This is a genomic window from Amycolatopsis sp. NPDC051716, assembly GCF_040681595.1.
GTDB lineage: Bacteria > Actinomycetota > Actinomycetes > Mycobacteriales > Pseudonocardiaceae > Amycolatopsis.
Window position 1 is genome coordinate 1 of sequence record NZ_JBFAZA010000050.1, and the last position, 12,548, is coordinate 12,548.

General features: G+C 71.4%; 12 protein-coding genes. All 12 read left to right on the forward strand.

Annotated features, from left to right (window positions below):
- The first annotated feature begins 194 nt into the window (after nucleotides 1–194).
- Nucleotides 195–1,709 carry a dynamin family protein gene (locus AB0M30_RS42625; protein WP_364596991.1) on the forward strand — a complete coding sequence of 505 codons (1,515 nt, stop codon included), beginning with the start codon at nucleotides 195–197 and terminating at the stop codon, nucleotides 1,707–1,709.
- A gap of 60 nt (nucleotides 1,710–1,769) precedes the next feature.
- Entirely contained in the window at nucleotides 1,770–2,417 is a 648-nt protein-coding gene (locus AB0M30_RS42630) for a hypothetical protein (protein ID WP_360165314.1), read from the forward strand.
- Nucleotides 2,418–2,557: 140 nt separating this feature from the next.
- Nucleotides 2,558–3,037 carry a hypothetical protein gene (locus tag AB0M30_RS42635; RefSeq protein ID WP_364596854.1) on the forward strand — a complete coding sequence of 160 codons (480 nt, stop codon included), beginning with the start codon at nucleotides 2,558–2,560 and terminating at the stop codon, nucleotides 3,035–3,037.
- Nucleotides 3,034–3,648: a TetR/AcrR family transcriptional regulator gene (locus tag AB0M30_RS42640; RefSeq protein WP_364596857.1), complete on the forward strand. Its 615-nt coding sequence runs from the start codon at nucleotides 3,034–3,036 to the stop codon at nucleotides 3,646–3,648. Before AB0M30_RS42635 ends, AB0M30_RS42640 begins: the two co-directional genes overlap by 4 nt.
- 19 nt (nucleotides 3,649–3,667) lie before the next feature.
- Nucleotides 3,668–4,057: a nucleotide exchange factor GrpE gene (gene grpE / locus AB0M30_RS42645; RefSeq protein ID WP_364596860.1), complete on the forward strand. Its 390-nt coding sequence runs from the start codon at nucleotides 3,668–3,670 to the stop codon at nucleotides 4,055–4,057.
- On the forward strand, nucleotides 4,054–5,892 hold the full coding sequence (locus AB0M30_RS42650) for a dynamin family protein (RefSeq protein WP_364596863.1): 1,839 nt from the start codon (nucleotides 4,054–4,056) through the stop codon (nucleotides 5,890–5,892). Before grpE ends, AB0M30_RS42650 begins: the two co-directional genes overlap by 4 nt.
- Before the next feature lie 100 nt (nucleotides 5,893–5,992).
- Entirely contained in the window at nucleotides 5,993–6,688 is a 696-nt protein-coding gene (locus AB0M30_RS42655; protein ID WP_364596866.1) for a hypothetical protein, read from the forward strand.
- A gap of 347 nt (nucleotides 6,689–7,035) precedes the next feature.
- Nucleotides 7,036–8,859: a phosphoenolpyruvate carboxykinase (GTP) gene (locus AB0M30_RS42660; RefSeq protein ID WP_364596869.1), complete on the forward strand. Its 1,824-nt coding sequence runs from the start codon at nucleotides 7,036–7,038 to the stop codon at nucleotides 8,857–8,859.
- A gap of 75 nt (nucleotides 8,860–8,934) precedes the next feature.
- Nucleotides 8,935–9,777: a TIGR03621 family F420-dependent LLM class oxidoreductase gene (locus AB0M30_RS42665; RefSeq protein WP_364596872.1), complete on the forward strand. Its 843-nt coding sequence runs from the start codon at nucleotides 8,935–8,937 to the stop codon at nucleotides 9,775–9,777.
- A 13-nt stretch (nucleotides 9,778–9,790) separates the two neighbouring features.
- Nucleotides 9,791–10,666, forward strand: a complete 876-nt coding sequence (locus AB0M30_RS42670; RefSeq protein WP_364596875.1) for an LLM class F420-dependent oxidoreductase — start codon at nucleotides 9,791–9,793, stop codon at nucleotides 10,664–10,666.
- Entirely contained in the window at nucleotides 10,663–11,268 is a 606-nt protein-coding gene (locus AB0M30_RS42675) for an ABC transporter ATP-binding protein (RefSeq protein ID WP_103340368.1), read from the forward strand. The genes AB0M30_RS42670 and AB0M30_RS42675 overlap by 4 nt, the downstream gene beginning before the upstream one ends.
- Complete coding sequence (locus AB0M30_RS42680) at nucleotides 11,262–12,542, forward strand: hypothetical protein (protein ID WP_364596878.1); 1,281 nt, start codon at nucleotides 11,262–11,264, stop codon at nucleotides 12,540–12,542. The genes AB0M30_RS42675 and AB0M30_RS42680 overlap by 7 nt, the downstream gene beginning before the upstream one ends.
- The last annotated feature ends 6 nt before the right edge of the window (nucleotides 12,543–12,548 follow it).

The window sequence follows — 12,548 nt, forward strand, 5'->3', positions numbered from 1 at the left end:
TCCAGAGGCTCAGCCGTCGCACCACACAACACTAGGTCGCCCGGCGGAGTTCGCGCGTCGGTCGCCGGTAGCACCTTCGGTGCGACCTGGGGATGAGGCACATGGCACGATTCACCGGGGGTGGTCGCCTACGACGGGGAGGGCTGGGGGCCGTGACGTCACCGGAGCAGGGCCGGCTCGCCGGCCCGCTGTCGATGTCGGTGGCCAACCTGTGCCACCGCCTGCAGCCGCAGGTCTCCGCGCGCACCGCCGCGGGGTTCGCCGAAGTGCTGCGCCGGCTCGGGGCACCCCTGCAGGTGGCCGTGGCCGGCCGGATCAAGTCGGGCAAGTCGACGCTGGTCAACGCCCTGATCGGGCGCCGGGTCGCGCCGACCGACATCGGTGAGTGCACGCGGCTGGTGACCCGCTTCCAGTACGGCACGGTGGACCGCGTCGAGATCGTCTTCACCGACGGCCGCAAGCAGGTGCTCCCGTTCGCCTCCGACGGCATGATCCCCGCCGAGCTGGGCGTCGACATCGAGCAGGTGTCGCACATCGAGGCGTACCTGACCAACGCCGTCCTCCAGGGCATGACGGTGATCGACACCCCGGGCCTCGGCTCGCTCGACGCCGCGTCGGTGTCCCGCACCGAGCAGCTGCTGGGCGCGGCGAAGCACCGCAAAGAAAAGGACGACGAGGGCTCGGACGAGCTCGACGACACCTCGCGCAACGCCGTCGCGGGCGCGGAAGCCGTCCTGTACGTCGTCACCCAGGGCGTTCGCGCGGACGACCAGCAGGCCCTCGCCGCCTTCACCGCGGCCACGGCGAGCCGCGAGGCGGGCCCGGTCAACGCGATCGCCGTCCTCAACAAGGCGGACACCATCGCGCCCGAGTCCGTCGAGGGGTCCGGCGGCGACGTCTGGAAGGCCGCGACGCTGCTCGCCGAGAAGCAGGCGTCGACCTTGAAGCCGCGGGTCGCCGACGTGCTGCCGGTGATCGGGCTGATCGCCGAGTCCGCCGAGTCCGGCGGCTTCACCTCCGCCGACGCCGACGCGCTGCGGCAGCTCGCCGAGCTCGACGACGACGTCCTGCAGACCATGCTGATCTCGGCCGACATCTTCACGAGCTGGGAGTGCGACGTCCCGGCGGGCACCCGGCTGCGGCTGCTGGAGAAGCTCGACCTGTTCGGCGTCTCGCACGGCGTCGAGGCCGTCCGCAAGGAGCCGGAGATCACGGCGGGCGCGTTGCGGCGGGCGCTGCTCGACGCGTCCGGCCTGGAGGCGGTCCGGCAGCGGCTGGCGGTGGTGTTCGCCGCCCGCGCCGACGGCATCAAGGCGGCCGCGGCGCTGGCCTCGGTGACCGCGCTCGCGCACGCCTCGGCCGATCCGGCCGAGCGCCAGCGCGTCCACGACGCCATCGAGGTGCTGCTCGCCAAGCCCGAGGCCCACCAGCTGCGGCTGCTCGAAGCGCTGACGCTGGTCGCCTCCGGCGCGGTCGACATGCCGGAGGACCTGTCCGAAGAGGTGCTGCGGGTCGGCAGCAACGCCGACATCGGCGCCCAGCTCGGCAAGCCGGGGGCCCCGCGGCCGGAGCTCGCCGCGCACGCGCTCGAGCGCGCCGGCTGGTGGCGGTCCTTCGCGTCCTTCGGTGCGACGCCGGCGCAGAGCCGCGTCGCCCACGTCGTCCACCGGGCGTACTTCTTGATCTGGCAACAGGTCCGGGACGCCTGAGCTTGTTTCCGCCTTGCCGAATTCCGCTGGTGAGCCCGCCTTTCCGCGTACTGTTGAGGCGTGCGCCTAGAAAACACGACATCCTGGCGGGCCGGCTGGAGCAGCGAGACCGAGGTCGACGCCGCGCTCTACATCCGTGACGCCCTGGCGCTGTCCGTTTCCGAAGGACAGGTGCTGCCGCCGGTGGAGCCCCAGGTCCCGGTGCACATCCCGGCCGGGCTCGACCGCGCGGCCGTCCAGGCGCAGTGGGCCGACTGGTGGGTCGACCTGCTGGCCTTCCTGCGCAACCGCGAAGACCCGGATCCGCGCAGCCCGCGCTCCCGCTACGGCCGGCCGGCGCTCGCGCAGGGGTCGGCGATGCGGCAGGCGCTCGAGTTCTACGGCCCGGCCGCGGCCCGCCACTTCGCCAACGCCCGCGGCCCCGCCCTGCGCGGGACGAACGAGCCGTCGGGCACCACCCCGTGGGCACCCGGCTTCTACCGCCGCCAGATCGTGGCCGGCGAGCGGCTCGGCCAGCTGGTGCGCGAGGCCGAGGTGAAGCAGGGCCGCCGCGCCTACCCGTTCCGCCTGAACGTCATCGAGATCTCGGTCGCCGGTTCGATCTGGCTGCGCACGGCCGAAGACCAGCTGCTGGTCTCCTCCCGCCTGGCCGAAAACGGCCCCGGCCTGGAAGCGGTCCTCCGCCAGGTCATCGACGACCTCGTCTGACCCCGTGTCGACCCCCCAATCACGCGTGTCGACCCCCCAATCACGCGTGATGCCCCGCCAATCACGCGTGATGTGCGCCCAATCACGCGAGATCCGCCCCCGAACACCATAAACCGAGCGCGCGGTCTAATAATGGTGGCATGGAGACGACCGTCGACGAGCCGTCGTGGCTGCGCACCGGGTCCTGGGTCGGCTGCCCGCTCGTCGGGGGCGCGCTCGGCGTGGGCGTCTGGGCCATCGCCGCCTGGGTGAGCGACCTGCCCGCCTTCCCCTTCCAGGGCGTGTTCAAGGTGCTCACGAAGCTGCCGCAGCCGTGGGCGACGCTGGCCGCGGTCGCCGGCGGGCTCGTGCTCGGCCTGGCGTTCGCCGCGATCTGGGCGCACGAGCGGCTCGTCGTCACGGTGTCGCCGACCCGGGTCACGCTGGTCCGCGGCGACAAGACCCGGCGGATCGAGGCCGACCTCGAAGCCGTCTACCTCGACGGCAAGGAGCTCGTCCTGCGCACCACCGACGGCCGCGAGATCGCGCGCGAAAAGACGGACCTGCGCAACCACGAACTGGCGCCGGCCTTCGCCCAGCACGGCTACCCCTGGCGGGACGAGCCGCCGGTCGAGCGATGAGGACGGTCGACCCCGCCAAGCACGCGGCCAAGCGCCGCGCGATCGTCGACGCCGCGGCCGGCTGCTTCGCCGAGAAGGGCTTTGAGCGGACGACGACGGCGGACCTCTGCCGGGCCGCGGGCATCAGCTCCGGCAGCCTCTTCCACTACTTCCCCAGCAAGCGCGCGGTGTTCACGGCGATCTTCACCGACGACGCCGCCGAGACGGCCGGCCGCCTCGAAGCCGCGGCGAAGACGGCCGACCCGCTGGCGGCGCTGCTCGACGTCGTCACCGAGCTGGCCGGCCAGCTCGCGCACCCCGCCGTCGCCCGGCTCGTGCTGGAAGCCGCCGCCCAGGCCGCCCGCGACGACGACTTCGCCGAGCTGATCCGCCGCAACGACCGCGCGCTGCGGGACGGCTTGGCCGTGCTGGTCACCCGCGCCGCCGACGCCGGGCTGATCGACCCCGGCGTCCCCCCGGGCGCGGCCGCCGGCTGGGTCGCCGGGCTGATCGACGCGATGATTTCGCGGGCCAGTCTCGAGCACGACCTCGATCTGCCCGCCGAGCAGGCGATCCTCCGGACGATCCTGATCCGGTTCCTTCGCCCGGTTCCGCCCCCGGCCGGCGGCTGAATAAGGTTCACTGAACGTCATGGCGTGGTTTCGCAAGGACGGAACCGACCGCGGTGCCGCCGCGTCGGACACCGATGTGCACCCCTTGCAGCAGCAGGGCACGGATCTCGACCGTGCCCTCGCCGATCGCCAGGCACTGATCCAGATGTGCCTCTACGCCCTGGACCGCGCCCGCAGCGGCGGCGTCGTCGAACGGCTGGAAGAGGGGCTCGCCGCGATCGGCGTCCAGGCCCTGCGGCCCGACGGTGAGCGGTTCGACCCGGCGCACCACGAAGCGGGCGGGGCGGTCCCGACCGAAGACCCCGCGCTCGACGGCATCGTCGCGGAAACCGAGGTCGCCGGTTTCGCCGACCACGACCGCCTGCTGCGCGCCCCGATCGTCACCGTCTACGCGAAGAAGAACCCGTGAGCGCACCGACCGCGCCGAGCCTGCCCACGCAGGTCGCCGCGACCCGAGACCAGCTGCTGACCGTCGTCCGCGACGCCGATCCGGACGTCGCCAAGTGGGTCGAGGGCATCCGGCGGGCCCGGCCGAAGAAGCCGGCCGTCGTGGTCGTCGGCGAGACGAACCGCGGGAAGAGCTCGCTGGTCAACGCGCTGCTCGCGATGCCGGGACTGTCCCCCGTGGACGCCGACGTCGCCACCGCGACCTACCTGGTGTTCGACCACGCGGACGCCTGGGCCGCGCACGCCTGCTACCCCGGCCAGCTCGCCCCGGTGCCGATCGGGCTCGGCCAGCTCATCAACTGGGTCTCCGCCGCGCACGAGCTGCCGCCGGGCCAGATCCCGCCGCGGTACGTCGAGGTCACCGGGCCGGTGCCGCTGCTGGAACGGCTTTCGCTGGTCGACACGCCGGGCGTCGGCGGGCTCGACTCGATGCACGGCGAGCTCGCCAAGGAAGCCGCCGCGGGCGCCACCGCGCTGCTGTTCGTCGTCGACGCGTCGGCGCCGTTCACCTCGACCGAGCTGCAGTTCCTGCGTGACGTCGGCGAGCGCGTGGAGACCGTCGTGTTCGCGCTGACCAAGGTGGACATGTTCCGCGGCTGGCGCGAGGTCATGGAGGCCGACCGGCAGCTGCTGCGCGAATACGCCCCCCGCTTCGCCGACGCGGTGTTCCACGCGGTGTCGGCGCGGATGTTCGAGACCGCGGCGAAGGCGCCCAACGAGCAGATGGCCGCGATGCTGCGCGAGAAGTCCGGGGTCGCCGCCATCCAGACGGCGTTGCAGGAGCTGCTCGTCGGCCGTTCGGCGATGCTCGGCGAGGCGAACACGCTGCGTGCGCTGTCCAGTGCGCTCGGCGAGCTCAAGGCGAAGCTGCAGGCCGAGAGCCGGGCGCTGTCCGCGGGTGAGGCCGAGGCCGAGCAGCTGCGCGAGCGCCGTGACCGGCTGCAGGCCGAGCGGCGGACGTCGACCCGCGGCTGGCAGCTGAAGCTGCGCGGCGAGGTGCAGCGCACCCGCGTCGAGATCGGGCACGAGAGCGCCCGGCAGATGCGGGACGCGCAGACCCACTTCCGCCAGCTGATCGACGCGGCCAAGCGCGACGAGCTGGCCGCGCTGCCCCAGCAGGTCGACCTCGCGCTGCAGACGACGTCGCAGCGGATTTCGATGCTGCTCTCGCAGCGCCTGAACCAGGTCACGAACGTCTCGCTGTCGGAGCTGTTCTCGCCCGAAGAGCTCGACGTCATCCGCGCGCAGTTCGCCCGGGCGGGCGGCCCGCCGGTGGTCCTGCGCCCGCCGGACAAGAAGCCGCCGACGGCCGAGGACAAGCTGCTCGTCTTCATGGGCATCTCCGGCGGCGTCGGGGCCGGCAAGGTCGCCGCGCTCCCGCTGGCCGGCGTCGCGATCCTCAACCCGGTGGTGCTGCCCGCGACGATCATCATCGGCCTCGGGGCCGGCTGGTGGATGGCCCGCACGCGCAAGCACGCGGCCGACAAGCAGCACATGAAGCAGTGGCTGGTCGAGGCCATCGCGGACGCCCGTTCGACGCTCGACCAGCTCGTCGCCGAGCAGCTCATCGAGGCCGAGCAGCAGCTCTCGATGGCGCTCGACGAGGCGCTGGGCCGGCGCATCGACGCGATCGAGGCCGAGCTGAAGGAAGTCGACAAGACGATCAAGATGGGTGCGCAGGAGCGGGCCAAGAAGATCGCCGTCGTGTCGAAGCGGCTCAAGGAGGTCAGCGACGGCCGCGACCGCGCCGAAGCCTTTCTGACGCGGATCCGGGCCCTCCGGGACAAAACGGCCTGACGGCGGTCCGGTTGTGGAGCGGAACCGAACGGGCCTACGGTGAGTCATACCCTCAGACAGCAGGTCGGAGCGTGTTACCCGGTTCGAAGGGGGAAGTCCCATGTGGGTCGACGAGAGCGGCGGCAGCGACACCGACGCGAGCAGCCCGGACGCGATGCACGTCCACGTCGACGGCCAGGAGTACCAGGCCGAGGTCAACTACGACGTGAACGAAGACGGGGTGAACGACACCGCGATCATCGAGCACGACGACGGCTCGGCCCAGGCCTTCATCGACACGAACCACGACGGCGAGGCCGACCACTACGCCGTGCTGGACGAGAACGGGAAGGTCGTCGAGCAGGCGGTCTACGACGAGGCCAGCGGCCAGTGGGTGCACGACGGTGCCGGCAGTGGCCACGACGACTCCGGCACCGGCCGCGACGACAGCTCCGGCGGCCACATCCATGCCGACCTGCCGGACGGTGAGGTGGACGCCGGGGTCGCGACCATCGACACCGACCACGACGGGCACAACGACACCGCCATCGTCGAGACGAAGAGCGGCGGCACCATCGCCTTCACGGACAAGGATGGCGACGGCGAAGCGGACATCGCGGTGCAGACCGAGTCCGACGGCACCACCACGACGTTCGAGCACGCCGGCCCCGGCCAGTGGACCGAAGTCTCCAGTGGACTGATGAACGCCGAAAGCGACCCGGCCGCCGACGCCGCCTGGGGCGAAGCCGGCACGCAGACGCTGGAAGGCGTCGCGCGCATCGACTCCGGCACGGGGCAGTGGATTTCGCCGAACTGAGTGATCCAGGTCATAGTTTGAAAGCCCGGGGCCGCGGCCCCGGGCTTTCTTCATGTCGTCAATGAAAACGACCAGGTCACAGCTGTGTCCCGGGCCACCGGAAGATTTTCAGCGAATACACCGATCAAGTGACATCTGAATCGATTCCCTTATCGTTCTTGTGAGAGAACCTACACGTCAGCTCTCGGTTACTTGCCGGTCATGCGGCTACTCTCGGGGAATCCCAAATCGCAGACACCGGTTCGCCAGCCGGTGTGCGAAGCCATTCGGTCGCCGGCAATGACGCCCGCACCGGGACAACGTCGTTCCGGTGCGGGCGCATTTGTCGTCGGAAGTCAGGAGTAGAGATGACCGCAGTCGCCATCCCCGGACTGGACACCGCGCCGACGACGCACACCGGCGTGCTGTCCTTCGTCCGGGAGGTCGCCGAACTGACCACCCCGGACCGCGTGGTGTGGGTCGACGGGTCTGACGAAGAAGCCGCCCGGATCAACCAGGAGCTGGTCGAGGCCGGCACGTTCGTGCAGCTCAAGTCCAAGCCGAACTCCTTCTGGGCCACTTCCGACCCGAACGACGTCGCCCGCGTCGAAGACCGGACCTTCATCTGCTCGGAGCGTCCCGAGGACGCCGGTCCGACCAACAACTGGATGGACCCGGCCGAGATGAAGGCCACCATGACCGAGCTGTTCCGCGGCTCGATGCGCGGCCGCACGATGTACGTCATCCCGTTCTGCATGGGTCCGCTCGGTGACGACAATCCCAAGCTGGGTATCGAAATCACGGATTTCGCCTACGTCGTCGCTTCGATGCGCGTGATGACCCGCGCCGGCAAGGCGGCGCTCGAGAAGTTCGTCGCGCCGGACGGCAGCGAGCGTGAATTCGTGCCCGCGCTGCACTCCGTCGGCCACCCGCTCGAACCGGGCGAGAAGGACGTTTCCTGGCCCTGCAACGAAACGAAGTACATTTCGCACTTCCCCGAGGAGCGCGCGATCTGGAGCTACGGCTCGGGTTACGGCGGCAACTCCCTGCTGGGCAAGAAGTGCTACTCGCTGCGCATCGCTTCGGTGATGGCCCGTGACGAGGGCTGGCTCGCCGAGCACATGCTGATCCTCAAGCTGATCTCGCCCGAGGACAAGGTCCACTACGTCGCGGCCGCGTTCCCGAGCGCCTGCGGCAAGACCAACCTCGCCATGCTGCAGCCGACCATCCCGGGCTGGCGCGCCGAAACCCTGGGCGACGACATCGCCTGGATGCGCTTCGGCGAGGACGGCCGCCTGTACGCGGTCAACCCCGAGTTCGGCTTCTTCGGCGTCGCGCCGGGCACCGACTGGCACACCAACCCCAACGCCATGCGCACGATCGAGAAGGGCAACACGGTCTTCACGAACGTCGCCCTGACCGACGACGGCGACATCTGGTGGGAGGGCATGGAGAACAAGCCCGAGCACGCGACGTCGTGGAAGGGCCAGGACTGGACGCCGGACTCGGACGAGAAGGCCGCCCACCCGAACTCGCGCTACTGCACGCCGATGTCGCAGTGCCCGATCCTCGCGCCGGAGTGGGACGACCCGAAGGGCGTGCCGATCTCGGCGATCCTGTTCGGCGGCCGCCGCAAGACGACGGTGCCGCTGGTGAACGAGGCCCGCGACTGGCAGCACGGCGTGTTCATGGGCGCCACCATGTCGTCGGAAACCACCGCCGCGGCGGCCGGCGCGGTCGGCAACGTCCGCCGCGACCCGATGGCGATGCTGCCGTTCCTCGGCTACCACGCCGGTGACTACTTCAAGCACTGGCTGACGCTGGGCAAGAACGCCGACGCGAACAAGCTGCCGAAGATCTTCTACGTCAACTGGTTCCGCCGCGGCGACGACGGCCGCTTCCTGTGGCCGGGCTTCGGCGAGAACTCGCGGATCCTCAAGTGGGTCGTCGAGCGCGTCGAGGGCAAGGGCAACGCCGTCGAGACGCCGGTCGGCTTCGTGCCGCGCGCCGAGGACCTCGACACGGAGGGCCTGACCGAGCCGCTCGAGGACATCCAGGCCGCCCTGGACGTCAAGCCCGAGGAGTGGCGCGAGGAGCTGCCGCTGATCGAGGAGTGGTTCGAGAAGATCGGCGACCGGGTGCCGACGTCGCTGCGTGACGAGCTCGACGCGCTGGCCCAGCGCCTGAGCTGAGCTTCTTGAGCAGGGGACGCCTTCCGGCCGCATCCGGGAGGCGTCCCCTTTTGCATTTCTGGGTAGTTTCGCGCCATGAGACCGTTTCGCTTCGGGGTCGCGTTGTACGTGCCCGGCTCCCGGGAAGAGTGGGTGGCGAAGTGCCGCCAGGCCGAGGACCTCGGCTACGACGTCGTCGGCGTGGTCGATCACCTCGGCCGGGTCGCGCCGGTGCCCGCCTTGCTGCTCGCCGCCGAGGCGACCGAGCGGATCCGGCTGAACACCTACGTCCTCAACGCGAGCTTCCACAACCCGGTGCTCCTGAGCCGCGACCTCGCCGCGCTCGACGAGTTCACCGGCGGCCGGGTGGAGATCGGGGTCGGTGCCGGGTACGTCCGCGCGGAGTTCGAAGCCGCCGGGATCGACTGGGGCACGCCCGGCCTCCGGTTCCGCCGGCTCGCCGACGTGGTCACCGAGATCGAGCGCGCGTTCACCGGCCGCCCGCGGCCGCCGCTGCTGCTCGGCGGCCGCGGCGACCGGATGCTGACCTTCGCCGCCGAGCACGCCGACACCATCGCCCTCACCGGCACCGCGCCCGGCGCGGCCGAGGGGCGGCTGGCCCTGGCCGATTCCACCGCGCTGGCCGAGCGCGCCGGCTTCGTGAAGCGGGTGCTCGACGGCCGGGACGCCGAGCTGAACCTGATGGTCCACTTCGTCCGGATCACCGATGACCGGCGGACGGCCCTGGAGACGGCCCACCGGCTCGTGCCGCACCTCGACGTCGAGGAGCTCGGCGAGCTGGCCACGGTCCTCGTCGGCTCGGCGGACGCGGTGGCCGAGCAGCTGCTGCGCACCCGCGAGAACCTCGGCGCCAGCTACTTCACGGTGCTCGAAGACGACCTGACCAGGCTCGCCCCGGTGCTCGAAAAACTCCACTGAGTACCTTGGCAGCATGACTGGGGATTTCCGCTTCGGCGTCAACATGGTCGTGCCGGACACCCGCGCCGCCTGGGTCGAGAAGTGCCGCAGGGTCGAGGATCTCGGCTACGACGTCCTGTCCGCGGCCGACCACCTGGGCATGGCGCCGCCGTTCCCGGCGCTGGTGCTCGCCGGCGAGGTCACTTCGCGCGTCAAGCTGAACACCTTCGTGCTCAACACGCCGTTCTACAACCCGGTGCTGCTGGCCCGGGACGTCACCGGCACCGACCAGTTCACCGGCGGACGGCTGGAGCTGGGGCTCGGCGCCGGGTACGTCAAGGAGGAGTTCGAGGCCGCCGGGATGCCGTTCCCGTCCGGCCGCGAGCGCGTCGACCACCTCGAGCGGACGATCGCCGAGCTCAAGCGGCTCTACGCGGACCCGGAGCACAAGCCCGCGCCCGTGCGTCCCGGCGGACCGCCGCTGCTGCTCGCCGGCCGCGGCGACCGGATCCTGACGCTCGCCGCCGAGCACGCCGACATCATCGGCTTCACCGGTACGGCGAAGACGCCGGACGGCGCCGCGCTGGTCCCGGCGACGGCGGAGGACATCGAGGAGCGCGTCCGGTTCGTCCGGTCGAAGCTGGGCGACCGCACCGCCGAGTTCAACCTGCTCGTCCACTTCGTGCACATCGCCGATGACCGCAAGGCCGCGCTCAGCCAGTTCGAAGACACCTTCCAGGGCTTGCTGACGGCCGCCCAGCTCGCCGAGCTGCCGACCGTGCTGGCCGGCACCCCGGCCGAGGTGGCCGAGCAGCTCCACGCGCACCGCGAACGGTTCGGCCTGACCTACTACACCGTCCTGGAGCACAACATGGACCAGTTCGCCCCGGTACTCGAAGCCCTCCGATGATCGACGCGAAGGCGCTCGGCGTCCGGGCCGGTGAACTGTGGCTGTTCGACGACCTCGACTTCTCCGTCGACCCCGGGGAGTGCGCCGCGATCGTCGGGCCCAACGGCGTCGGCAAGTCGACCTTGATGCGCTGCTTCTACGGCATGCAGAAGCCGCAGCGGGGCCGCGTGCTGGTCGACGGCAAGCTGCCGGACGAGCGGGACGTCGAGTTCCGGCGCAAGGTGTCGGTGCTGTTCGACGACTCCGACTTCTTCGCCGAGCTGACGCCGTTGCAGCACCTCGAGCTGCTGTCCGGCTCGTTCGGCGCCGACCTCGGCGACCACGAGGAACTCCTGCGCGACGCGGGCCTCGGCGAACGCATGCGCGTGACATCCGGGCACTTCTCCGCGGGGCAGCGCCGCCGCCTGCTGCTGCTCGGCGTCACCGCCCGGCCGCACCGGGTGCTGCTGCTGGACGAGCCGGAACGCGCGCTGGACACGGCGGGCAAGGAGTGGCTGGTCGAGGTGATCGCCCGGTCGACGGCGGCCGGCGCGGCGGTCGTGGTGGCCACCCACCACCCGCCGCTGCTGGAAGCCGCGGACAGCGTGCTCGAACTGTGGTGACCTTGACGCCGAGGCGGATGCGGATCCCGGGGCGCAAGCGGTTCGGCGGGATCTTCAGCGGGGACACCGCGACCTTCGTCCTCCTGTTCGGCTTCGGCTTCCTGTTCACCGCGTTCTTCCACGTCGACGGCTGGCGCCCCGCGCTCTACGGATCGTCCACTGTGGACTTCCCGGCCGTGCTCGGCCTGCTGACGCTCTGCTGCGCGGTGGGCTGGCGCGGCCTGCTGCGGCGCGGCTTCGCGTGGGTCGAGCCGGCCGAGCTGACCTGGCTCGACTTCGCCCCGGTGGATCGCGCCCGCGTCGTCACGCTGCGGCTGCTCGGCGCGTGGACCGGGGTGGTCGTGGTGACCGGCTACCTGGCCGCGCTGCTGCTCGCCGTCGGCGGCGCCGGGCTGGAGCAGTGGCGGGCGGCGATCGCGATCGTCGTCGCGACCGGGGTGGCGGCCTTCGCTTCGGCTCGGCGGACGTCGCTGCGTCTCGACGCGCTGGGTCCGCTGGCGCTCGCGGTTCTCGGCCTGGTGATCGCCGCGCTGGGCCTCGGCGCGGCCACCGTCCAGTTCGTCGCGGCCGGGGTGCTGGCCGCCGCGCTGCCGCTGGCCTTCGGCGGCGAACCGGTGTCGCGCGCGGGCCGGGCGGCGCTGCTCGCCGGGTGGGACGGCCGGGTGCTGCGCTCGGTCGCCGTCACCTTCCTCGACCCGATGATGCTGCTCCCGCCGTCCGCGCCGACCGGCGGGCTTTCGCTGCGTCGCCCGACGCCGCTGCGGCTGGCCTGGGCGGGCACCCTCGGTCGGGCGCGGTACGCGGGCGCGGCGCTGCTGGTCGGCCTGGCGGTTGTCGTCGCGCACATCGCGGTGCCGACGGTGCCGGGCGCGGTCCTGATCGGCATCGGCGGGTACGTCGCGCTGACGCCGTTCGGCGGCGGGCTCGGCGAGCTGTGGCGCAATCCGGGCCGGCGGCGGTGGGTGGGCTCGGCGGACCGCGACCTCGTGCTGGCCCACGGCCTGGTGCTCGCCGGGGTGGGTCTGCTCTGGGTGACAGCGCTCGTCGTGGTCACCCTCGCGGGTGGGACGTCGTTCGCCGCGACGGCGTGGCTCGCCGTGCCGCTGTCGGTGCTTTCGATCCTGCGCACGGTCACCCGGACCGCCGTTGACTACGCGAATCCCGGGTTCGTCGACACCCCGATGGGCCCGATGCCGGCCAACCTCGTCCGCCAGCTCTTCCGCGGTCTCGACCTCCAGGTGGTCGGCATCGTGCTGCTCGCCGCCGCCGTTTGACCTACC